This is a genomic window from Actinomadura sp. 7K507 (assembly GCF_004348425.1).
In the GTDB taxonomy this organism is placed as follows: Bacteria; Actinomycetota; Actinomycetes; order Streptosporangiales; family Streptosporangiaceae; genus Spirillospora.
Map to the genome: position 1 here is coordinate 1 of NZ_SMKK01000171.1, position 20,859 is coordinate 20,859.

The 20,859-nt window shown below is 71.1% G+C and carries 17 protein-coding genes and 1 pseudogene; 6 read left to right on the top strand and 12 right to left on the bottom strand.

The window, feature by feature from the left end:
- The 3 genes and pseudogenes from E1285_RS31085 to E1285_RS31095 all read right to left on the bottom strand — a co-directional run.
- Positions 1-543, bottom strand: a pseudogene (locus tag E1285_RS31085) (hypothetical protein); the annotation flags it as partial.
- Between the two features lie 284 nt (positions 544-827).
- A complete protein-coding gene (locus E1285_RS31090) occupies positions 828-1,607 on the bottom strand; it encodes a sulfite exporter TauE/SafE family protein (RefSeq protein WP_132158137.1) in 780 nt (259 codons plus the stop codon).
- A gap of 111 nt (positions 1,608-1,718) precedes the next feature.
- On the bottom strand, positions 1,719-2,507 hold the full coding sequence (locus E1285_RS31095) for an ABC transporter ATP-binding protein (protein WP_132158138.1): 789 nt from the start codon (positions 2,505-2,507) through the stop codon (positions 1,719-1,721).
- 294 nt (positions 2,508-2,801) lie between these two features.
- On the opposite strand from E1285_RS31095, the gene E1285_RS31100 reads away from it, so the two are divergent.
- The gene (locus tag E1285_RS31100; RefSeq protein ID WP_132158139.1) at positions 2,802-3,557 is read left to right on the top strand and encodes a hypothetical protein; all 756 of its coding nucleotides are present in this window, start codon (positions 2,802-2,804) and stop codon (positions 3,555-3,557) included.
- 86 nt (positions 3,558-3,643) lie between these two features.
- Here E1285_RS31100 and E1285_RS31105 read toward each other — a convergent pair whose 3' ends face one another.
- The 5 genes from E1285_RS31105 to E1285_RS31125 form a co-directional block, all read right to left on the bottom strand.
- Entirely contained in the window at positions 3,644-4,384 is a 741-nt protein-coding gene (locus tag E1285_RS31105; RefSeq protein WP_132158140.1) for an RDD family protein, read from the bottom strand.
- Positions 4,385-4,472: 88 nt separating this feature from the next.
- A complete protein-coding gene (locus E1285_RS31110; RefSeq protein ID WP_243723167.1) occupies positions 4,473-4,922 on the bottom strand; it encodes a DUF2752 domain-containing protein in 450 nt (149 codons plus the stop codon).
- A gap of 372 nt (positions 4,923-5,294) precedes the next feature.
- Entirely contained in the window at positions 5,295-6,080 is a 786-nt protein-coding gene (locus E1285_RS31115) for a protein phosphatase 2C domain-containing protein (protein WP_132158141.1), read from the bottom strand.
- Between the two features lie 36 nt (positions 6,081-6,116).
- Positions 6,117-6,824 carry a response regulator transcription factor gene (locus E1285_RS31120; RefSeq protein ID WP_243723168.1) on the bottom strand — a complete coding sequence of 236 codons (708 nt, stop codon included), beginning with the start codon at positions 6,822-6,824 and terminating at the stop codon, positions 6,117-6,119.
- Positions 6,821-7,963 carry a GAF domain-containing sensor histidine kinase gene (locus E1285_RS31125; protein ID WP_132158142.1) on the bottom strand — a complete coding sequence of 381 codons (1,143 nt, stop codon included), beginning with the start codon at positions 7,961-7,963 and terminating at the stop codon, positions 6,821-6,823. The genes E1285_RS31120 and E1285_RS31125 overlap by 4 nt, the downstream gene beginning before the upstream one ends.
- A gap of 249 nt (positions 7,964-8,212) precedes the next feature.
- Between E1285_RS31125 and E1285_RS31130 the strand changes: the two genes are divergently transcribed.
- The 4 genes from E1285_RS31130 (at position 8,213) to E1285_RS31145 (ending at position 13,518) form a co-directional block, all read left to right on the top strand.
- A complete protein-coding gene (locus E1285_RS31130; protein ID WP_132158143.1) occupies positions 8,213-8,896 on the top strand; it encodes an SDR family oxidoreductase in 684 nt (227 codons plus the stop codon).
- A gap of 23 nt (positions 8,897-8,919) precedes the next feature.
- A complete protein-coding gene (locus E1285_RS31135; protein ID WP_132158144.1) occupies positions 8,920-9,957 on the top strand; it encodes an S-adenosylmethionine:tRNA ribosyltransferase-isomerase in 1,038 nt (345 codons plus the stop codon).
- Positions 9,958-10,027: 70 nt separating this feature from the next.
- The gene (gene serB / locus E1285_RS31140; RefSeq protein ID WP_132158145.1) at positions 10,028-11,227 is read left to right on the top strand and encodes a phosphoserine phosphatase SerB; all 1,200 of its coding nucleotides are present in this window, start codon (positions 10,028-10,030) and stop codon (positions 11,225-11,227) included.
- 113 nt (positions 11,228-11,340) lie between these two features.
- Entirely contained in the window at positions 11,341-13,518 is a 2,178-nt protein-coding gene (locus tag E1285_RS31145) for an FUSC family protein (RefSeq protein ID WP_132158146.1), read from the top strand.
- A gap of 2 nt (positions 13,519-13,520) precedes the next feature.
- Here E1285_RS31145 and E1285_RS31150 read toward each other — a convergent pair whose 3' ends face one another.
- The 4 genes from E1285_RS31150 to E1285_RS31165 form a co-directional block, all read right to left on the bottom strand.
- Entirely contained in the window at positions 13,521-13,988 is a 468-nt protein-coding gene (locus tag E1285_RS31150) for a histidine phosphatase family protein (RefSeq protein ID WP_132158147.1), read from the bottom strand.
- Between the two features lie 360 nt (positions 13,989-14,348).
- Positions 14,349-16,805 (bottom strand): sodium-translocating pyrophosphatase, encoded by a 2,457-nt coding sequence (locus E1285_RS31155; RefSeq protein ID WP_132158148.1) that lies wholly within the window; start codon positions 16,803-16,805, stop codon positions 14,349-14,351.
- Between the two features lie 686 nt (positions 16,806-17,491).
- Positions 17,492-17,932, bottom strand: coding sequence for an ATP-binding protein (locus E1285_RS31160; RefSeq protein ID WP_132158149.1), 441 nt, complete (start codon positions 17,930-17,932; stop codon positions 17,492-17,494).
- A 15-nt stretch (positions 17,933-17,947) separates the two neighbouring features.
- A complete protein-coding gene (locus tag E1285_RS31165; protein ID WP_131955879.1) occupies positions 17,948-18,301 on the bottom strand; it encodes an STAS domain-containing protein in 354 nt (117 codons plus the stop codon).
- A 252-nt stretch (positions 18,302-18,553) separates the two neighbouring features.
- Between E1285_RS31165 and E1285_RS31170 the strand changes: the two genes are divergently transcribed.
- Positions 18,554-20,859 (top strand): DEAD/DEAH box helicase (locus E1285_RS31170; protein ID WP_132158150.1); only part of this gene is annotated, 2,306 nt, incomplete at its 3' end.

Consider the following 20,859-nt stretch of genomic DNA (forward strand, 5'->3'; position numbering starts at 1 on the left):
CCACTCCCGCCCGGACCGGTACCCGCCCGCCGCCCGCCGGGTGCCCTTCTGGCCGACCGGGACCGACAGCCGCCGCTCGATGGTCGCGATCCCGGCCTCCAAGCTCTTCAGGTGCGCGAGGTGGGCGCGGCGGGCCAGCGCCCACTGGTCGTGGGTGGCCTTGGTGATCGACCCGGCCCACCGCGCCGACGACCCACCCGTCAACTCCCGCTTACGCGCCGCCCACCCGTCCGCGTCATGCTCCATTCCCGCCCGGCAGCGGACCGCCAGGTCGCGACCGGCCAGCGACCCCAGATGCGCACCCACTTCCCGCAACACGTTCTCGTCCTGGAGCGTGAGGACCTTGAGCCGGGCCCGGATCGCCACCCCGGACGGGCCGGCGGCCACGAACGGCGCATCGATCGGCCGCAGGGGCCGCGGGCGCCCGCCCCGCCCTGCGGCCTGTGCCGCGGTCTGCCCGATCTCGCAGATGGCATCGTCCACGCCGGGGTCGGCCGCCGCGGGGACGGCGTCCACTCCTTTGACGGCCACGGACTGCAACATGACGGATACTTTAAGCCATCTACTTCGAACATGCAATCGACTTGCATGTACGGCCGTCGCGGCGGCGCCCCGCCACATGTCCCCCGGCCACCGGTACACAGCGAACCGAGCCCAGTGCACCACTCGTTCCACCGACTTCATGGCCATGCCTCACATCACTCATGAACGGCTACCGACACTCATGAACACTCAACCGCCAACGGTTGTGAACCCCTGCAGCACTCGAACGAATATTCGACGTATACCCGGGAAGGGCCCCCGGCAACCTCGCACGGCCCCTGCGATCAGCCGAAAAGCAGCTGGACGATCGCGGCCAGACCCACCGCCACGATCACCCCGCGCAGCACCAGCGGCGGGATCCTGCGCGCGAGCTTGGCGCCGAGCCACCCGCCGATCGTCGAGCCGATCGCGATCAGCAGCACCGCCCACCAGCTGATCTCGGTCCGGCCGAGCAGCCACATCGTGATGAACAGCACCGCGGCCGTGCCGTTGACGATGGACACCATCGCGTTCTTGGCGCCGTTCAGCCGCTGCAGGTCGTCGTCGAGCACGATCCCGAGCAGCGCGATGAGCACGATCCCCTGCGCCGCGCCGAAGTAGCCGCCGTACACGCCCGTGCCGAAGACGCCGATCCACAGCCAGAGACCGCCGTCCGGGCGGTGCGTCCCCTGCCCGTCCCGGCGTCCCCGCATCCACGCCTGGAGCCTCGGCTGGACGATCACCAGCACCAGCGCGACGAGGATCAGCACCGGCACGATGAACTCGAACGCCTCGGGCGGCAGCGTCAGCAGCAGCAGCCCGCCCGCGACCGCGCCGGCGAACGAGGCGCTGCCCATCCGCACCAGCCGGCGGCGCTGCCCCTTCAACTCCTCGCGGTACCCGTACGCACCGCTGATGTTGCCGGTCACCAGGCCGAGGTTGTTGGACACGTTCGCCACGACCGGCGGGTATCCGAGCGCGAGAAGGGTCGGGAAGGTGATCAGCGTGCCGGAGCCCACGACGGCGTTGATCCCGCCGGCGGCGATCCCGGCGGCCAGCACCGCGATCGCGTCGAGGACGTCCACACCGCACCTACTCGTTCACAAGGCTAACAATGGCCTCACGATGGTAGAGAACCGCGCAGGTCAGTCCCGGAACCGGGGTAGCCGGAACGATCCCGGCCCGCCGCACCCGGCTCACCGCGCGGCGCGGGCGTACCAGCGGCCGTCCTGGCGTTCGATCGACAGCGGGATGCCGAAGGTGTCCGACAGGTGCTCGGAGGTGAACACCTCGTCCACCTTCCCCCGCGCGACGATCGAGCCGCCGCGCAGCAGCAGCGCGTGGGTGAAGCCCTCGGGGACCTCCTCGACATGGTGCGTGACCATCGCCATCGCGGGCGCGGCCGGGTCGTCGGCGAGGGCGGCCAGGCGGGCGACGAGGTCCTCGCGGCCGCCCAGGTCGAGGCCCGCGGCGGGCTCGTCCAGCAGCAGCAGCTCGGGGTCGGGCATCATCGCGCGGGCGATCTGGACGCGCTTGCGCTCACCCTCGGACAGCGTGTCGAACGTGCGCCCGATCAGATCGGCGCAGCCCAGCGCGTCCAGCAGGCCGACGGCGCGGCTCACGTCGGTCGAGTCGTACTCCTCCCGCCAGCGCCCCAGGATCGCGTACGAGGCGGTCAGCACGAGGTCGATGACCCGCTCCCCGCCCGGAACCTTCTCCGCGAGCGACGAACTGGCCAGGCCGATGCGGGGACGCAGCTCGAACACGTCCGTGCGGCCCAGCCGCTCCTCAAGGATCTCGGCCTCGCCCTCGGTCGGATGCAGCATCGCGGCGGCTATCTGGAGCAGCGTGGTCTTGCCCGCTCCGTTCGGGCCGACGATGACCCATCGCTCGCCCTCGCTCACCGTCCACGTGACATCGCGCAGCAGGGTCGCCCTGCCGCGCCTGACCCCGACTCCGCGGAGCTGAAGTACTTCGCCGGCCATCGCGCGCCTTCGTCCCCAATCCGGGTGGTCCGTGATCCTCAGCCACGAACCTATGTGATTCACGGCGGCCGCCGCCTCCCGGCTCCCCACCGGAAACGACGGTCCCAGGATGCACCCTGGGCGCGAGAGTGTGGTTACGTCCGGTGGCATCGGCGATCCGAACGCTTATGGTGGTTCGCAGGCCCATAGGGGAGTGTTGGGAACGAGAATGAGCAAGGCAGCGAACAAGTCGCGCGCGGCCCGCCGCCGGAGCCGTCATCCGGTGCGGGCCACCGGAGCCGGAGCGTGCCGCGGATGAGCGGCGCCGTCGCGACGGCGCTGGTCGCCTGGGGCAACGCCTGGCTGACCGGCCACATCGGGCTGGACGAGGCGGTCGACGCGGTCGAGAAGAACGCGGGCCCGCAGATCCTCGGCGGCGAGCCCGCCGAGGTGACGCTGCGCCGCGGGCTCGGCGATCTGCGCGTCGGCGGGATGACGGCGCTGCGGCTGGCCCTGCCCGAAACGGGCGACCCGCTCGGGCTGACCGGCCCGCCCGGCCTCAACAGCGCGGCGATCGAGGCGGGCGCCGCCGTCATCGCCGTGCTCGGCGACCGGGCGTTCGGGCTCGTCCCCGCCGAGGACCGGCGCGGATCCTCCTACGTCGGCGTGCGCTGGACGACCCACGACGCGTCGCCGGGGCAGCCCGACGTCCCGTCCCTCCCGGAGGCGGACCGGCGGCTCACGCTCGCGATGCGGGACGCCACCGAGGTGCTGCTCACGGTGGACGACTTCGCCGGCGTGCCGCCCGAGATCGCCGACGCGCTGGTCGACCTGCGCGACCCGGACCGGGGCGACCATCCGCTCGCCCCCGGCTACCCGCCCCGGGCGCACCGCGTCGCCGCGCTCGCGGGCCGGCTGTCCCTCGTCGTGGACCTCGCCCGGCAGATGGACGACCGCGGCCTCAGCGCGGACCAGATGCAGCGCCGGGGTGAAGCCCTGCGGCTGCTGGACGGCGCCGTCCGGCGGGCCCTCGTGGCCGCGTGCAACAGCGCGTTCGACCCGGTGCCTTAAGAGCGCCGGTGCCTTGGCGACGCGGCTGGGAAAACGGAACGGGGCGCCCCCGGTGGAGGCGCCCCGCGATTCTCACGGTCCGGTGATCAGCTGCGGACCACGATGGTGTTGCAGACCTTGTCGGCGAACGTCTGCTTGCGCTCGTCCCACAGCGGCCAGAGGAAACCGAGGTAGCACAGCGCGCTGTCGAGGACGTGCGCGATCTTGCGGAGGACGGCCATGCCGAAGCCGATCGGCTGGCCGGTCTGCGCCCCGACAAGGCGGATGTTCATCTGCCGCTTGCCGATCGACTGGCCGGTGGTGCCCTCCTGGTAGCAGATCCACAGGAAGGCGCCGAGCCAGATGGCGGCGCCGATCAGGATGAACAGCAGGCCGATCAGGGCCGCGCCGCTGCTGCCGGACGCGCCGAGCACGTTGCCGATCAGGTAGAGCACGAAGAACGGCGCCGCGACGATCAGGTAGTCGATGATGTAGCCACCGGCACGCGAGCCCCACTCGGCGAGCTGCCCGCCGGAGCCGTAGTGGTGGTGGTGCACCTCCTGGTAGCCCGGCTGACCGGGCGGCGCCTGCGGCGGCGCACCGTAGCCGGGCTGGGCGGGGGGCTGCTGCTGGCCGTACCCCGGCTGAGGCTGGGGCGGCGCCTGAGGCTGGCCGTAGCCCGGCTGCGCCGGGGGCTGACCGTACCCGGGCTGAGCGGGAGGCTGGCCGTAGCCGGGCTGCGCCGGGGGCTGACCGTACCCGGGCTGAGCCGGAGGCTGCTGGCCGTACCCGGGCTGTTGCTGCCCGTAGCCCGGCTGCTGGCCGTACGGGTCGTAGGGGTTACCCACACTTGCTCCTTATTGATTGACCCTGTGGTTATGTGACGCCCGCCGGACCCGGTGGGCTCCGCAAGTCTGACCGACGATCGACCGCGGCTCAAACGCGCAGAACTCCGAACCGGACGAGCTGCCACAGCTCCGACCCCACGAGGGCGGTGCCGAGCATCCAGACACGGGTCTTCGGCTGGAGTGCCCACCACCGTCCTCCCAGTCCCAGCGGAGCGACCGCCGCGGCGACCGCGCCGAGGAAGACCACCGGGTTCGCCAGCACGGCCTGGGCCGGACGGCCCGCACCGAACTCGATGAACACGGTCGTCCCCCCGCACACGGGACATGGGATTCCGGTGAGCGCCCTTAGCGGACAGAGCACGCCGGGGTCGTTGAGACGGTGGATCCAGGACGCGCCGATGGCCGCGACGGCCATCGCCGCGACACGCAGCACGACACCCAGGGGTCCATGCCGCGCTGCGGTGAGGGTCCGGCTGACGACCCCGCCGAGCGCACCGTCCGGTGCGCCGGTGGCCGCCGCCCCGGGCGCTTCCCCCACGAATCCTCCGCCTCGATGACTAAAGCAGTGAGTGACCCGTATACCGGGTGCACCCGGAGGCAGGTCAACCCCTGGCAACAATCTGCGATCGGACCGTTACCCAGGGCTCAGCGACGCCACCTCTCGGCAAGAGTAGGACAAATCGCCACCTGCGCGAGCACACTTTTACTCGACGGGTTCCACGAATCGTCTGGAAATTCCCCGTGCACCCCACTAGAACCCCCACCCACACGGCCGCGCAGCCCAGGACGCGTTGGACGGTTCCAACGCCGGGCGCGGCGAAAGGCGCGTGAACCGGGGAAAGCGGGTGGGCGAGCGGGGTTCGGAGGCTTGGTCAGGCCTGGGCTTGGTCTTGGTCAGGCCTGAACTTGGTCAGGCCTGGGCGGCGGCGCCGACGACCACGGGCGATTCGGCGCGGGTGACGTGCTCGGACTCCAGGACGTCGGCGACGACGGCGGTGATGTTGTCGGGACCGCCGTTGTCGCGGGCCATCTCGATCAGCCGGTCGACGGCCCGCTGCGGATCGGCCTCCGCGGAGAGCACCTCGTAGATCTTCTGCGCGTCGACCGGGCCGCTCAGCCCGTCCGAGCACAGCAGATAGCGGTCGCCGAGCTGCGCGTCGCGCAGGCGCAGGTCGGGCTCGCGGTCCTCTTTGCCGTCCAGGACCCGGTACAGCACGTGCGACAACCGCGAGGTCTCGGCGGGGTCGGGCTGCTGCCCGGCCTGCTCCGCCTCCGCCTTGAGCAGCTCGTCCATGGTGTGGTCCTGGGTCATCTGGTAAAGCTCGCCGTCGCGCAGCATGTAGCCGCGCGAGTCACCGACGTGCGCCAGCGCCACGGACTCGCCGGACCAGAGCATCGCGGTGAGCGTGGTGCCCATCCGGCTCAGATCGGGACGTTCCTCCCGGACGATCCGCAACTTCTCGTTGGCCTCGGTCACCGCGCGGCCCAGGATCTCGACAAGATCGTCTTGGGGGTCGTCGGTGTCCAGCGAGCGCAACGAGTCGATCACGGTGGAACTCGCGACCTCGCCGCCCGCGTAGCCGCCCATGCCGTCCGCGACGGCGATCAGCCGCGCACCGGCGTAACCGGAGTCCTCGTTGTTCTCCCGGTTGCACCCGATGTCGCTGCCTGCTGCGTACCTGATTGCTACGTTCATACCAATTTCGATGACGATCCTGTCAGAGGAGTTGTATCACCCGCGGGCGGTGGCTTCCCCGGTTTCCCCGGGGGCGCCGGACGAGCCGACGCCGTGCCGGACGGCGTACAGCGCCGCCTGCGTCCGATCCTGGACTCCCAGTTTCATGAGCAGATTACTGACGTGCGTCTTGACCGTCTTCTCGGACACCACGAGCGCGCGGGCGATCTCCCGGTTGGACCTGCCCCGCGCGATGTGCACGAGCACCTCCCGTTCCCGTTCGGTCAGCGCGGCCATGCCGCGGTCGTCCTGCGACGCCGACCCGTCCGCCAGCATCGCCTCGGCCGCGTCGGGCGCGAACAGCACGTGCCCGTCGTTGACCGCCCGGATCGCCTGCACGAGTGCCTGCGGGTCGACGTCCTTGTACAGGTACCCGGCAGCGCCCGCCTGGACCGCCGGCAGCACATGCCCGCGCTCGGTGACGCTGGTCAGGACCAGGACCCGTGCCGCCACCCCACGAGCCCGCAGCTCCGTCAGCGCGACCAGGCCGTCGGCGCCGGGCATCTTGAGGTCCATGAGCACGATATCGGGCTCCAGCGATTCGGCCAGTGTCACGGCCGACACGCCGTCCTCCGCCTCGCCGACGACCTCGATGTCGTCCTGGATGCCGAGGAACGTCCGCAGGCCCTGCCGGACGACGGGATGGTCGTCGGCGATCAGAACCCTGATCGGCTTGGCCCGCGAGCCCGTGCCGTTCGCCGTCACAACGGCACCTCCAGCCGGACGGTCGTGCCGTTCTCCGGCGTGGCGTCGATCGTGAGATCGCCGCCGATCGAGGCCGCCCGGTCCCGCATGGACGCGAGACCCAGCCCGCCCTGGGACTCGGCCGTGTCGGACGTGTCGAAGCCCGAGCCGTCGTCGGCGACCTCCAGCACGGCATTTCCGTCCCGCGTGCCCAGGCGCACCTCGACCGTCCGCGCACCGGCGTGTCGCAGCGCGTTGTAGAGGGCCTCCTGGGTGATGCGGTAGGCGACGGCCTCGTGCTCCTCCGGCAGGACGACCGCCTCGTCCGCGGCGATGCGGACGCTGGCCTCGTGCGCCCGGTCGAGGACCTCGACGTGCTTGCGCAGCGAGGAGACCAGCCCGTCCGCGAGGTCCGCCGGACGCAGCTCGAAGATCACGGCGCGGAGTTCGTTGAGCGCCTCCGCCGCCAGCCGCTCGACCTGTTCGAGTTCCTTGACCGTGCGGGCCGGGTCGCGCTCGGCCAGCGCGGACGCGGTGCGGGCGGTGAGGCGCAGCGAGAAGAGCTTCTGGGCGACGGCGTCGTGCAGCTCGCGGGCCAGGCGGTTGCGCTCGGCGACGACCGTCAGCTCGCGGTTGTGCTCGTGCAGGCGGGCGTTCGCGATGGCGATCGCGGCGTGCGCGGCGAACAGGGTGAGGAGTTCCTCGTCGTCCTCGGTGAAACCGCCGGGACGCCGCTTGTTGGCCAGGAAGACGATGCCGAGGACGTCCTCGCCGTCCAGGATCGGCACGCCCAGGAAGTCCTTCAGCACGGGATGCGCGACCGGCCAGCCCTCGAACTCGGGCTCCTTGCGGATGTCGGCGAGCCGCTTCGGCGTGTCGCCGTGCAGCATCGCGGCGAGCATGCCGTGCTGGCGGGGCAGCGGCCCGATCCGCTCCCACTCCTCCTCGGAGACGCCCTCGACGACGAACTCGGCGAACGAGCCCTCGTCGTCCGGCACGCCCAGCGCCGCGTACCTGGCGTCCAGGAGCTGCGCGGCCGCCCGGACGATCACCTGGAGCACCTCGTGGACGGACAGGTGGCGGGTCACCGCGAGCACGGCGGAACTCACGGCGTGCAGGGTCGCTCCCTGGTCGCCGCAGCCGCCGTCCTCGGTCTCCATCCCGGCCTCTCGTCGCCCGTGGCCGAACGCCTCCCGGCGTTCACATGTGAAGACCGTACTCGGTGCCCGGGTCTTCTCGCTCTCCCCATGAAAGGCCGCCCGGCGGCCACCTCGCCCGAGCCCCGGCCAGGGCGTCGCGGGCCGTGCCGCAGGGGACGCCCCGGACCCGGGTCCTAGGACCATCTGACGACCGTCCGGGGGACCCGTCGGCCGATGCCGTGAACTGCGCGGATTCCTAGCGTCGGAGGCATGAGGACAACAGCTACAGCACTGATCACCGGAGCCTCCCGGGGGCTCGGCCGGGCCCTCGCCCGCGAACTCGCCCGGGACGGCTGGCACCTCGTCATCGACGCTCGCGACTCGGACGCGCTTTCAGCCGCCGTTCAGGAGATCGGCGGGAACATCACGGGCATCGCCGGAGACGTCGCCGACCCGGCGCACCGCGCGGCCCTCGTCCGGGCGGCCGGCGGCCGGCTCGACCTGCTCGTCAACAACGCGAGCACCCTCGGCCCGACGCCGATGCCCAAGCTCGCCGACCTGCCCGTCACCGATCTCGCCGACACGTTCGCGACGAACGTCCTGGCGCCGCTCTCGCTGATCCAGGACGTCCTGCCGAGCCTCCGGGAACGGCGGGGCGCGATCCTCAACATCACCTCGGACGCGGCAACGGAGAACTACGAGACGTGGGGCGGCTACGGCACGTCCAAGGCCGCCCTCGATCAACTCTCCAACATCCTGGCCGCCGAGGAACCGGACGTGGCCGTGTGGTGGGCCGACCCGGGCGAGATGAACACCGCCATGCTGCGCGCCGCGGGCGAGGACGCCGACTCGGCCCCGCCGCCCGAGCAGGCCGCGGCCGCGCTCCACCGCCTCGTCACCGGCCGCCCGTCCAGCGGACGGTACCGGGCCGCCGACCTGACCCCGGCACGATGACCGCCCCGCCCGGAGGTACGCGGATGACCGTCGACTTCACCCTCCCGTCCGCCCTGGAAGCCCACGAGCCCCCCGAGGAGCGGGGCCGGTCCCGCGACGGCGTCCGGCTCCTCGTCTCCCGGCGCGCCACCGCAGAGATCACCCATCACGAGTTCCGCGACCTGCCCTCGCTGCTCGACCCCGGCGACCTGCTCGTCGTCAACACCTCGTCCACGCTGCCCGCCGCCGTCCGGCTCGACCGGATCAGCGTCCACTTCTCCACCCCGGTGCCCGGCGGGGACGCCCGGCTGTGGACCGTCGAACTGCGGCGCCTCACCGGCAAGACCAGCAGCCCCTACCCGGGCGGCCGCCCCGGCGAATGGATCCCCATGCCCGGCGGCGCCACCCTCACCCTCGTCGGACGGCACACAGCGCATGGGCAGGCCTCCGAACGGCTCTGGCAGGCCCGGCTCAGCACCGACGTCGTCCCGTACCTGCGGCGCCACGGCACACCGATCCGGTACGGGTACGTCCGCCGCGACTGGCCCACCGCCGCGTACCAGACGGCGTTCGCCCACGACCGGACGACCGGCGGCGCCGAGATGCCCAGCGCCGGACGCCCCTTCACCCCCGAACTCGTCACCCGGCTCGTCGCACACGGCGTCCACATCGCCCCGATCACGCTGCACACGGGCGTCGCGTCCCCCGAAGCCCACGAACCCCCGTACGCCGAGCGCTACGAAGTCCCCGCACCCACGGCGGCGCTGGTCGGGCACGCCCGCTCCCGCGGCGGCCGGGTGATCGCCGTCGGAACCACCGCCGTCCGCGCCCTGGAGACGTCCGTGGACGCTTCGGGACGCGTCCAGGCATCGGAAGGGTGGACCGAGCACATCGTGACCCCGGAGCGCGGCGTTCAGTCCGTCGACGGATTGCTCACCGGCCTGCACGAGCCCAAGTCGTCCCACTTGATGATGCTGACCGCCATCGCGGGCCACGACCTGCTCGCCTCCACCTACAAGGCCGCACTGGCCGGACGCTACCTCTGGCACGAGTTCGGAGACGTCAATCTGCTCCTGCCCTGACGCCTCCCCGGCCCCAAAGCGGACCTGGCGCACGAGCCCAACGCCGCGGCCGGTACCGTTGTGAACAGTTATGGACGGGTCAGAACAGCGCACGCTGCTCATCACACTCACCGGCCGCGACCGCCCCGGCGTGACGTCGCGCCTATTCAGGACACTCGCGGAGTTCCCGCTCACCGTCGCCGACGTCGAACAGGTCGTGATCCGCGGCCGCCTCGTCCTCGGCGTGCTGCTCGCCTACAGCGAGGGCGCCGACATCGGACGGGTGTGGAACGCCGCCGAACACGTCGCCAACGACCTCGACATGGAGATCGAGCTGTCCACCGGACGCAACAAGCGCACGCCGAAGCGCCGCGGCCGCCTCCACGTCACCGTCCTGTGCGCGCCGCTGAAGCCCGCCGCCATGGCCGGCATCGCCGGGCGGATCTCCGCGCACGGCGCCAACATCGACCGCATCGAACGGCTCGCGTCCAACCCCGTCACCTGCATCGAGATGGACGTCTCCGGCGCCGACCCCGACGCGCTCCGCGCCGCCCTCACCGCCGAGGCCGCCGAGCAGGAGGTGGACGTCGCCGTCCAGCAGAGCGGCCTGCACCGCCGCGCCAAGCGGCTGATCGTCATGGACGTCGACTCCACCCTCATCCAGGGCGAGGTCATCGAACTGCTCGCCGAGCACGCCGACTGCCTCGACGAGGTCGCCAAGGTCACCGAGGCCGCCATGCGCGGCGAACTCGACTTCGAAGGCTCCCTGCGCGAGCGGGTCGCGCTCCTGGCCGGGCTCGACGCGTCCGCCATCGACGACGTCAGCAGCAAGATCCGCCTCGCCGCCGGCGCCCGCACCATGGTCCGCACCCTCAAGCGCCTCGACTACAAGTTCGCCATCGTCAGCGGCGGCTTCACCCAGGTCACCGACGCCCTCGTCGACGACCTCGGCATCGACTACTCCGCCGCCAACACCCTGGAGATCGAGAACGGCAAGCTCACCGGCCGCATCCAGGGCCCGGTCATCGACCGCGCCGGCAAGGCCGTCGCCCTCGAACGCTTCGCCCGCGAGGCCGGCATCCCCGTCAGCCAGACCGTCGCCATCGGCGACGGCGCCAACGACCTCGACATGCTCCAGGCCGCCGGCCTCGGCATCGCCTACAACGCCAAACCGGTCGTCCGCCAGGCCGCCGACACCGCCGTCAACGTCCCCTACCTGGACACGATCGTCTTCCTTTTGGGTATCTCCCGCGAAGAGGTAGAAGCCGCCGACGCGGCAGATTCCGAGTAACCCAGGAGACGGCCCTTGGACCCGGTCACAGGCCCGACGCCAAGGGCGCTGCGGTGAACACCGTCCGAGAGGCTTACTCCAGGATTCATGGGCGGGCCACGCCCATTTACGGGGTGGCGGTTGCGGTCGCGATGGCGGTGCCGCTGCTGGCGGGGGCGCTTACCGGGCACGGGGCCCATGGGGCGATGATCGCGCTCGGCGCGTACCTCGTCGGGTTGCGGACGCCGGAGGGGCCGTACGGGGCGCGGGCGCGGCATCTCGCGGTCGGCGTGCTCATCGTGGCGGTCGGGTCCGCCCTCGGCGGGCTGCTGAGCGAGCGGGTGTGGCTGCCCGTCGTCGTGGTGCCGCCGCTGATCGCGCTGGGGGTCGCCGTCCCGCGGATCGGGCCGACGGCGGGGCTGGCCGTGCTGCTCAGCGCGGTCCGGCCGCCGTCCGACGTCCTCCTCATCGGAGTGCTGGAGCTGATCGGCGGGCTGCTCGTCGCCGGGCTGCTGCTGGCGCCGTGGCCCGCGCGGCGGCTGCGTCCGCTGCGGGGGGCGCTGAGCGAGACCGCGGACGCCGTCGCCGAGGCGCTGGACGCCGTCGCACAGGACGTGGCGGCACCCGACGGCAGTCCTTTGGACGACGTCGACCTGACGAATCCCGACCTGATGGAAGTCACCCGCATCCCCGACTGGGAGGCCAAGCGGCGGGCCGCGTCCGAGGCGCTGACCGCGGCACGCGCCACCTACGGGCTGTACCGGTCCGGACGCGGGCGGAGCGAACCCACCAGGCCCGAACGGCTCATCGAGGCGCTGGGACGCGTCCTGCACGAGACGGTGACGCTCCAGGCCGTCCTGGAGGCCGCGAAGAACTATCCGCCGGACCGCGAGTGGCAGGAGGAGACGCAGACGGCGATCTCGGCGCTCGCGGCGCGGCTGCGGCTCCTGTCGGGCGCGATCGCGACCTCCGGCGAGGCGCCGCTCGGCCGGGAGGAGTCCGCCGCCGTCCGCCGGATGGGACGCGCCGCCGAGCAGATCAGGCGCGCCGGGCTCGCCGGAGACGAGGACCTCATCGCGGTCTCGCTGATCGGCCAGGTGCGCCGCTCGGTCGACCGCATCGCCGGCGAGGTCGCCTCCACCCGCCGCATCGTCGCGGGCGGGGTCCGGATCGGGGTGCGCCCGCCCCGGATGCCCGAGACGCTCGACCCCACGCCGGCCTGGGAACGGATCCGCCGCTCCATCCGCACCCGCTCGCCGATGTTCCGGCAGGTGACGCGCGTCCTCGTGACCGCCGCGGTGACGATGGCGCTGGTCGCGGCGCTCGACCTCCAGTACGGGCACTGGATGACGATCACCGCGATGCTCAGCCTGCGCGCCACCTACGGCGAAACCGTCGAACAGCTCCTCCAGCGCTTCGGCGGCACCGCGGCCGGCTCCGCCATCGCGGCGATCATCCTGACGATCGCCCCCGGGCCGGTCACCATGACGGCGATCATCTTCTGCTTCGCGGTGGCGGGGTTCGCGCTGCGCGCGGTGAACTACACGTACTGGGCCCTGTTCGGGACGCCGCTGGCGATGATGCTGCTGGACTTCTCCACGCCCGCCGACTGGCACACCGCCGGCGAGCGGATCCTGCTGACCCTCGGCGGGACGGTCATGGCGTACCTCGCCGTCCGGCTGCTGTGGCCCGCCGGGCACCTCGAACGCCTGCCCGTCCAGCTCCGCCGGCTCCTCGACCGGCACGCCGGCCTCGTCCGCATGACGGCGGACGTCCTGTCCGGGGAACGCGTCCGGCTGCCGCACGACACGATCGTCGCCGCGGAGAGGTCGGCGGAGGCCGTCGCCGAAACCGGGGCGCGGCTCGGCCACGAACGGCTGCCCGACACCGGCCTGATCGCCGAGCTGGAGACCGCCGTGGACGCCGCCCACCGCACCCGCGACCACCTCATCACGGTCGCCAAGCTGTCCCGCGAGGAGGCCGTCGACACCGGGCCGATCCCCGAGATCCTCGACCGCCTCGCCGACCAGCTGGAAGAGACCGCGGAGCTACTGGAAGAGGACCACGACCCCAAGGCGCCCACGCCCGCCGACGAACTGAGCGAGGAGCTCGCCGACCTCGACTCCCACCTGTCCACGCTCACCCGGCGGCGCCGCGCCGAGATCAAGTCGGGCGTCGGCCGGGACGAGTTCACCCCGCTCCGGCACGCCCTCCTCCAGGTGTCCGGCACCCGCCTGGCGATCAGGTCGCTGCGCGAGGACGCCGGGACGGTCATCGAATCGTCGCTGAACGCCGCCGAACCTCGTCCCTGAGGTCAGTCCTTCGGAGTACGGGTGGCGCGGAGCGTACCGGCGCCCGGACGGACGTCCGCCCACCCGCCCGGCAGCTCGATCACGGCGAACGCGCACGTCGGGAAGCTGTCCGGAGCGCTCCCGGTCAGATCGTGGACGAGCTGGTGCACGGACGGGTTGTGCCCCACCAGCAGCAGCCGCCCGACATCGTCCGGGGTCTGGCTCACCAGCTCGACAAGCCCGTCGGGATCGTTGTCGTAGATCCCGGACTCGAAGCTCACCTCTGCGTCGACGTCCAGAAGGGCGAGCGTCTCCCGCGTCCGCACCGCCGTGGAGCACAGCACCCGCCCAGGGACGAGATCGGTCTCCCGCAACCACTCCCCGGCCGCCGCGGCGTCCCGCCGCCCACGGTCGTTGAGAGTGCGATCGACATCGGCGACCCCCAACCCCGCGACAGCCTTGGCATGACGAAGAACAATGAGCGTCGGCATGCCGATCAGGGTATCCACTGCGATCGCCGGCAACGCCTCCGCCGGCGGGTGCTACGGGGCTATGAGGACCGACAGGATCCAGATCGCGCCGATGACGCCGAGCATCCCGCCGAGCACGATGGCGAAGCCCTTGGCCCCCGACATCGTCGCCTTGCCGCCGTCGCCCGCCACAACGCCTCCCGCTTTCACTTCACGCCACGTCCGGCCCGGTAAACGCCCGGCCGGCACATACAGCGTATGACCGCCCCCAACCATCCGTGACACGACCCAGGTCTACGGGAGGGAGACCCCGCACAAGCAGAGGGCCGGGCATGGGAAGGGCCGGCGGCTGGTTGCCGCCGGCCCTCGCTGCCCTATCGGTCAGCTCTTGTTAGCGGATGACTCCTCGTTGCCGGACTCGGCCTTGGAGGCGGTGGAGTCGGCGCCTACCGCCGCCTCTTCCGGGGAGCCCTCTTCGACGGCGCCGCCCTTGGCCTCGCCGCCCTCCGTGGCGGCCGGGCCGGGTGCACCGCCCTCGACGGCCGGCTCGGCGATCGGGTCGGCGCGGCGCTTGGAGATCACGATGGCGGCGACCACGACCCCGACCGACAGCGCCGTCACCACGACCCGCAGCCAGGTGTTGCCCGCGTACGTGACCACCGCGGGGGCGATCAGCAGCGCGACCAGGTTCATCACCTTGATCAGCGGGTTGATGGCGGGGCCGGCGGTGTCCTTGAACGGGTCGCCGACCGTGTCGCCGATGATCGTGGCCTCGTGCGCCTCGCTGCCCTTGCCGCCGAGGTGGCCCTCCTCGACGAGCTTCTTGGCGTTGTCCCAGGCGCCGCCGGAGTTGGCGAGGAACACCGCCATCAGGACGCCCGCCGCGATCGCGCCGCCCAGGTAGGCGCCCAGCGGCGCGTACCCGAGCGCGAAGCCGACCGCGATCGGGGTCATGATCGCCAGCAGGCCGGGGGTGGCGAGCTCGCGCTGCGCGTCCCGGGTGCAGATGTCCACGACCCGGTCGTAGTCGGGCTTCTCGGTGTAGTCCATGATCCCGGGCTTGGTGCGGAACTGCTCGCGCACCTCGACCACGACCCGTCCGGCCGCGCGGCTGACCGCCATGATGGCCAGTGCGGAGAACATGAACACCACGGCCGCGCCGATGATCAGCCCGATCAGCACGTTCGGGTTGTCGATCGACAGGCTGAACGTGCCGAAGTCGCCGAGCGCGTCTCTGGCGTCGTCGGACGCGTCGTTCAGCGCCGTGATCACCGTCGTCCGGAACGAGCCGAACAGCGCGGTCGCGGCGAGCACCGCCGTCGCGATCGCGATGCCCTTGGTGATGGCCTTGGTGGTGTTGCCGACGGAGTCCAGCCGTTCGAGGATGGCCGCGGCCTCGCCCTGGACGTCCCCGGACATCTCGGCGATGCCCTGGGCGTTGTCGGAGACGGGACCGAAGGTGTCCATGGAGACGATCACGCCGACGGTGGTCAGCAGGCCGGTCCCGGCCATCGCCACCGCGAACAGCGCGACGGTGGTGTTGCCGAAGCCGAGCAGGAACGCCCCGTAGACGGCGCCGCCGATGACGAGCGCGGTGTAGACCGCCGACTCCAGGCCGAGCGAGATACCGGACAGGATGACGGTCGCCGGGCCCGTCCGGGCGCTGTTGGTGACCTCCTGGACCGGCTTGCGGTTCGTCTCGGTGAAGTAGCCGGTGAGCAGCTGGATCGCGCTGGCCAGCACGATGCCGATGAGGACCGCGCCGAGCGCCACCCAGCGCGGGTCGGCGTCCAGCGCGACGATCTCCTGGTCGGTGACGCCGTTCAGCTCGGCGAACGACGACGGCAGGTAGACGAACGCGGCGATCGCGACCAGCACCGCCGAGATGATCGCCGAGATGAAGAAGCCGCGGTTGATCGCCGTCATGCCGGACCGGTCCCCGGCCCGCGGCGCCACCGCGAAGATGCCGATCACCGCGGTGATCACGCCGATCATCGGCACGATCAGCGGGAACACCAGGCCCTCGGTTCCGAACGCCGCGGTGCCGAGGATGAGCGCCGCGACGAGCATGACCGCGTACGACTCGAACAGGTCGGCCGCCATGCCCGCGCAGTCGCCGACGTTGTCGCCCACGTTGTCGGCGATGGTCGCCGCGTTGCGGGGGTCGTCCTCGGGGATGCCCTGCTCGACCTTGCCGACCAGGTCGGCGCCCACGTCGGCGGCCTTGGTGAAGATGCCGCCGCCGACCCTCATGAACATGGCGAGCAGCGCGGCGCCGAAGCCGAAGCCCTCCAGCACCTTCGGAGCGTCGCCCTTGTAGGCCAGCACGACGACCGCCGCGCCGAACAGGCCGAGCCCGACGGTGAACATGCCGGCGACGCCGCCCGTACGGAAGGCGATGCGCATCGCCGTCTTCTCGCCGTCCTCCTCGCGGGCGGCCGCGGCGACCCGGACGTTGCCCCGGACCGCCAGCCACATGCCGACGAACCCGGTGACGGCCGAGAACAGGGCGCCGATGATGAAGAAGACCGATCGTCCGATCCGCTCCCCGGTGGAGTCGGCCGGGAGCAGCAGCAGGACGAGCGGGATCAGGACCACGAAGATCGAGACCGTTCGGAACTGGCGTTTCAGGTAGGCGCTCGCTCCTACCTGAACGGCTCGCGAGATCTCTTGCATCTTGTCGGTGCCCTGGCCCGCGGCCAGGACATCGCGTACTAGACCCGCGGCGACGGCCAGTGCCAACAGTGAGACCACGGCGACGACGACGACCAGGGAGAGGTCGCCGCCGCCGAGATCCACGTCTGCGCTGACCGGGCTTGACAGGGAAAGCCCAGACATCCGTCCTCCTCGACAGGGGTGTTGCGATTTCGACCGTCTAAAGACGATCTTTACCGCGTACCCCGCGAGTCATGATTTCGAACGCCTCGCACGGCAACGCGGGTGCCGGGAGTCTACGCAGGCGTAGGTCGAATGTTAAGGCCGAAGAGCCCTTGAAGCGGATGTCGCCAAAATGCAATGAACGATACGTCCGAAATATGTCCCTTAGGCCCGCCCAGGCGGCATCTTCCCAGGTCAGACTGGGTTAGGTCACTATTACCGAGTGGCAACCTTGACGTGCGCAGCACGCTTCAGGCGCAGCGACTCGGCCGCCTGCGTCCGCATTTAAGCTACGCATTAACACGGATTATGTCCAGACCCAAATCGAGCCAGTTCGAGATCATCTCCATGAGATTCTCACACCCCCAGCTCCCGCGGCCCCACCTGTCCCAAACCGGACAGACAACACCGACCCCACGAGTCACAGATCGCACCACAAGCCACACCGGCCTCATAAGCCACACGAGCCCCACCCACAAGCCACACCGGCTCCACAAGCCACACCCGCTCTCCCCGCCGAGGGATGAACCCTCCCAACCAAGGGATGACTCTCCCCGCCGAGGGACGACTCTCCCCGCCGAGGGATGACGAAAGGCCCCGCCGGGGTGGCGGGGCCTTCGGTCGTGCTCGGGAGGGGCGGGCTGAGGTCAGATGGTCGCTTCCGCCTCGGCCGGCCAGCTCATCCGTATCTGGACCCCCTTGGGCGTCGCGGCGATCTCCACGTCGTCGGCGAGGCCGGCGATGACGGCCAGGCCCAGCTCCGCGGTGCCGTCGCCCAAGCCGTACTCGAACTCCTCCGCGTTCGGGGGCGTGGGGAGGCCCCCCACCGTGTCGTCTCCGGGGACGGTGTCGCTGACGGTCACCTCGAAGCGCCGGTCGGCGCCGCTCAGTTCGAGGTGGACAGGCTCGTCCGGACAGTGCCGGCGATGCGCCTCCACGGCCCGCGAGCACGCCTCGCCGACCGCGAGCCTGACCTCGTCCAGGAGTGGCTCCGCCACGCCGCTGCGGCGGGCCACGGCGGTCACGATCAGCCGTGCGGTCCGGACGTGGACGGGCAGGGCGCTGAAGGACAGTTCAACGGTCGACATCTCAGCTGCAGGCCGCTACTTGGCGCCCTTGCGCTTCTCCTCGGCCTCGGCGATCGAGTCGTGGATGCCGAAGACCTTGGTCAGCCCCGTGATCCGGAAGATCTTGAGGATGCGCTCCTGGGTGCACACCAGCTCCAGCGATCCGTCGTGGGCGCGCACCCGCTTCAATCCGCCGACCAGGACACCAAGGCCGGTGGAGTCGAGGAACTCCACCTTCTCCATGTCCACCAGGAGGTGGAACTTGCCCTTGTTGACCAGATCGATGAGCTTCTCGCGAAGCTTCGGCGCCGTGTAGACGTCGATCTCGCCCTCCACAGTGATGACGGTGAGGCCATCGTCAGTGGTGTAATCGTTCACCTTCAGGTCCACAGATCCTCCAGCGCGCCGTGCAGCACTATCTGATCTCGATCTTCGAGCCTGCCAGAGCGGGCGGTTCGGCCATCGAGACTTCGCCGTGATTCAACCACGCTCCGGCGTCGTACGCGCACGTTATCGCCCACACGGGCGAAAGTTAGCGCCATCCTGTCTGACCTGCTGATCCAGTGGCCGAGACAGGGGGACAGGCTCACCGGCGCCGGGGCGTTCCCGTTGTTTTGCCCCGGCTGGCAAACTGAAAACCTGATGGGCGCCCAAAGATCCTCCCCCCCTCTCGACCGGCTTCTCGCCGACCCCACACGGCGCGAACGCATCACCCATGTGGAAAGCGTTCCCGCACGTCAGGGCCGTCGTGCCGAGTGGCCGGCCTGGTCGCCGCCGGTGCTGGTCGAGCGGCTGGCCGCGGCCGGCATCGACGCGCCGTGGACGCACCAGGCGACCGCCGCCGAACACGCCCGCGCGGGCCGCTCTGTGATCATCGCCACAGGCACGGCGTCCGGGAAATCCCTCGCCTACCTGCTGCCTTCCATCGAAGCGATCTACGCGGGGGACGAGAATCCACGCCACGAGGGGACGATCCTCTACCTGGCCCCGACCAAGGCCCTCGCCGCCGACCAGCTCCGCGCGCTGCGCTCGCTGCGCCTCACGCGCGTGCGCGCGGCGACCTACGACGGCGACACGCCACAGGACGAACGGACGTGGGTCCGGCAGCACGCGAACTATGTGATGACCAACCCGGACATGCTGCACCGCTCGATCCTGCCCGGCCACGCCCGCTGGGCGTCGTTCCTGCGCCGCCTCCGCTACGTCATCATCGACGAGGCGCACGGCTACCGCGGCGTCTTCGGATCGCACGTCGCACACGTCCTGCGCCGACTGCGCCGGCTGTGCGCCCGCTACCGATCCAGCCCCACCTTCATCCTGGCCTCGGCCACGACGTCCGAGCCCGCCACCACTGCGTCTCGCCTCACCGGACTGGACGTCGTCGCCGTCGATGACGACGCCTCGCCACGCGGCCCGGCGACGTTCGCACTCTGGGAGCCGCCCCTGACCGAACTCCGCGGTGAACACGGTGCGCCCGTCCGACGCACCGCTACCGCAGAGGCCGGCGACCTCCTGGCGGACCTCGTTGTCGAAGGCGTCCAAACGCTCGCGTTCGTCCGCTCCAGGCGCGGCGCAGAGTCGGTGGCACTAAGCGCCAAGCGCGCTCTGCACGAAGTCACACCCGCCTTGGCCGAGCAGGTCGCCGCCTATCGCGCCGGTTACCTCCCGGAGGAACGGCGCGCACTGGAAGCCGCCTTGCGTTCCCGTTCGATCGTCGGCCTGGCGAGCACGAACGCCCTGGAACTCGGCGTGGACGTCTCCGGGCTCGACGCCGTCCTCGTCTGCGGCTGGCCCGGCACCCGCGCGTCCCTGTGGCAGCAGGCCGGGCGCGCCGGACGTTCCGGCCAGGCGGCCCTCTCGGTCCTGGTGGCCCGGGACGATCCGCTCGACACGTTCCTCGTCCACCACCCCGAGGCGATCTTCGGGACGCCGGTCGAGGCCACCGTGCTCGACCCCGACAACCCGTACGTCCTCGAACCCCACCTCTGCGCCGCGGCGTCCGAGATGGCGCTCACCGAGGACGACCTCCCGCTCTTCGGCCCCTCGACCGCCGACCTGCTGCCCGACCTCGTCCGCCGTGGCTTCCTCCGCCGCCGCCCGGCCGGCTGGTACTGGACGCGCCGCGACAGGGCCGCCGGCCTGGCCGACATCCGGGGCGCCGGGGGCGAACCCATCCAGGTCGTGGAACTGGGCACCGGCCGCCTGCTCGGCACGGTCGACGAGGCGTCCGCGCACACCACCGTCCACGAAGGCGCCGTCTACATCCACCAGGGCGACTCCTTCATCGTCCACACCCTCGACCTGGACGACTCTGTAGCGCTCGTCGAATCGGCCGACCCCGACTACTCGACGACCGCCCGCGACGTCACCGACATCAGCATCGTCGAACGGCTCCGCTCCACCTCCTGGGGCGATGCCACTCTCTGTTTCGGAACCGTCGAAGTCACCCGCCAGGTGGTCGCCTACCAGATGCGCCGCTTGCAAACGGGCGAGATGCTCGGCGAAAAGCCCCTGGACCTCCCGCCCCGCACCCTCCGCACCAGGGCCGTCTGGTGGACGCTCTCCGACACCCAGATCTCCACCCTGGACGACCAGGACCTCGACCTCGCCGGCGCCGCCCACGCCGCCGAACACGCCTCGATCGGCCTGCTCCCCCTGTTCGCCACATGCGACCGCTGGGACATCGGGGGCGTGTCCACAGCCGTCCACCCGGACACGGGCCTCCTCACCGTCTTCGTCTATGACGGCCACGAGGGCGGCGCGGGCTTCGCCGAACGCGGCTATGCCGACGCCGCCGCCTGGCTGCACGCCACCCGCGACGCGATCGCGTCCTGCGAGTGCGACACCGGCTGCCCGTCCTGCATCCAGTCCCCCAAATGCGGCAACGGCAACGACCCCCTCGACAAACGCGGCGCCCTGACCCTCCTGGCCACCCTCCTGGCCCACGC

Excerpts from the sequence above, each read along its gene's own strand:
- E1285_RS31150 (WP_132158147.1), bottom strand. The coding sequence starts at position 13,988 with ATGCCGACGCTCATTGTTCTTCGTCATGCCAAGGCTGTCGCGGGGTTG.
- E1285_RS31095 (WP_132158138.1), bottom strand. The coding sequence starts at position 2,507 with ATGGCCGGCGAAGTACTTCAGCTCCGCGGAGTCGGGGTCAGGCGCGGC.
- E1285_RS31130 (WP_132158143.1), top strand. The coding sequence starts at position 8,213 with ATGAGGACAACAGCTACAGCACTGATCACCGGAGCCTCCCGGGGGCTC.
- E1285_RS31160 (WP_132158149.1), bottom strand. The coding sequence starts at position 17,932 with ATGTCGACCGTTGAACTGTCCTTCAGCGCCCTGCCCGTCCACGTCCGG.
- E1285_RS31125 (WP_132158142.1), bottom strand. The coding sequence starts at position 7,963 with ATGGAGACCGAGGACGGCGGCTGCGGCGACCAGGGAGCGACCCTGCAC.
- E1285_RS31155 (WP_132158148.1), bottom strand. The coding sequence starts at position 16,805 with ATGTCTGGGCTTTCCCTGTCAAGCCCGGTCAGCGCAGACGTGGATCTC.
- E1285_RS31100 (WP_132158139.1), top strand. The coding sequence starts at position 2,802 with ATGAGCGGCGCCGTCGCGACGGCGCTGGTCGCCTGGGGCAACGCCTGG.
- E1285_RS31115 (WP_132158141.1), bottom strand. The coding sequence starts at position 6,080 with ATGAACGTAGCAATCAGGTACGCAGCAGGCAGCGACATCGGGTGCAAC.
- serB (WP_132158145.1), top strand. The coding sequence starts at position 10,028 with ATGGACGGGTCAGAACAGCGCACGCTGCTCATCACACTCACCGGCCGC.
- E1285_RS31135 (WP_132158144.1), top strand. The coding sequence starts at position 8,920 with ATGACCGTCGACTTCACCCTCCCGTCCGCCCTGGAAGCCCACGAGCCC.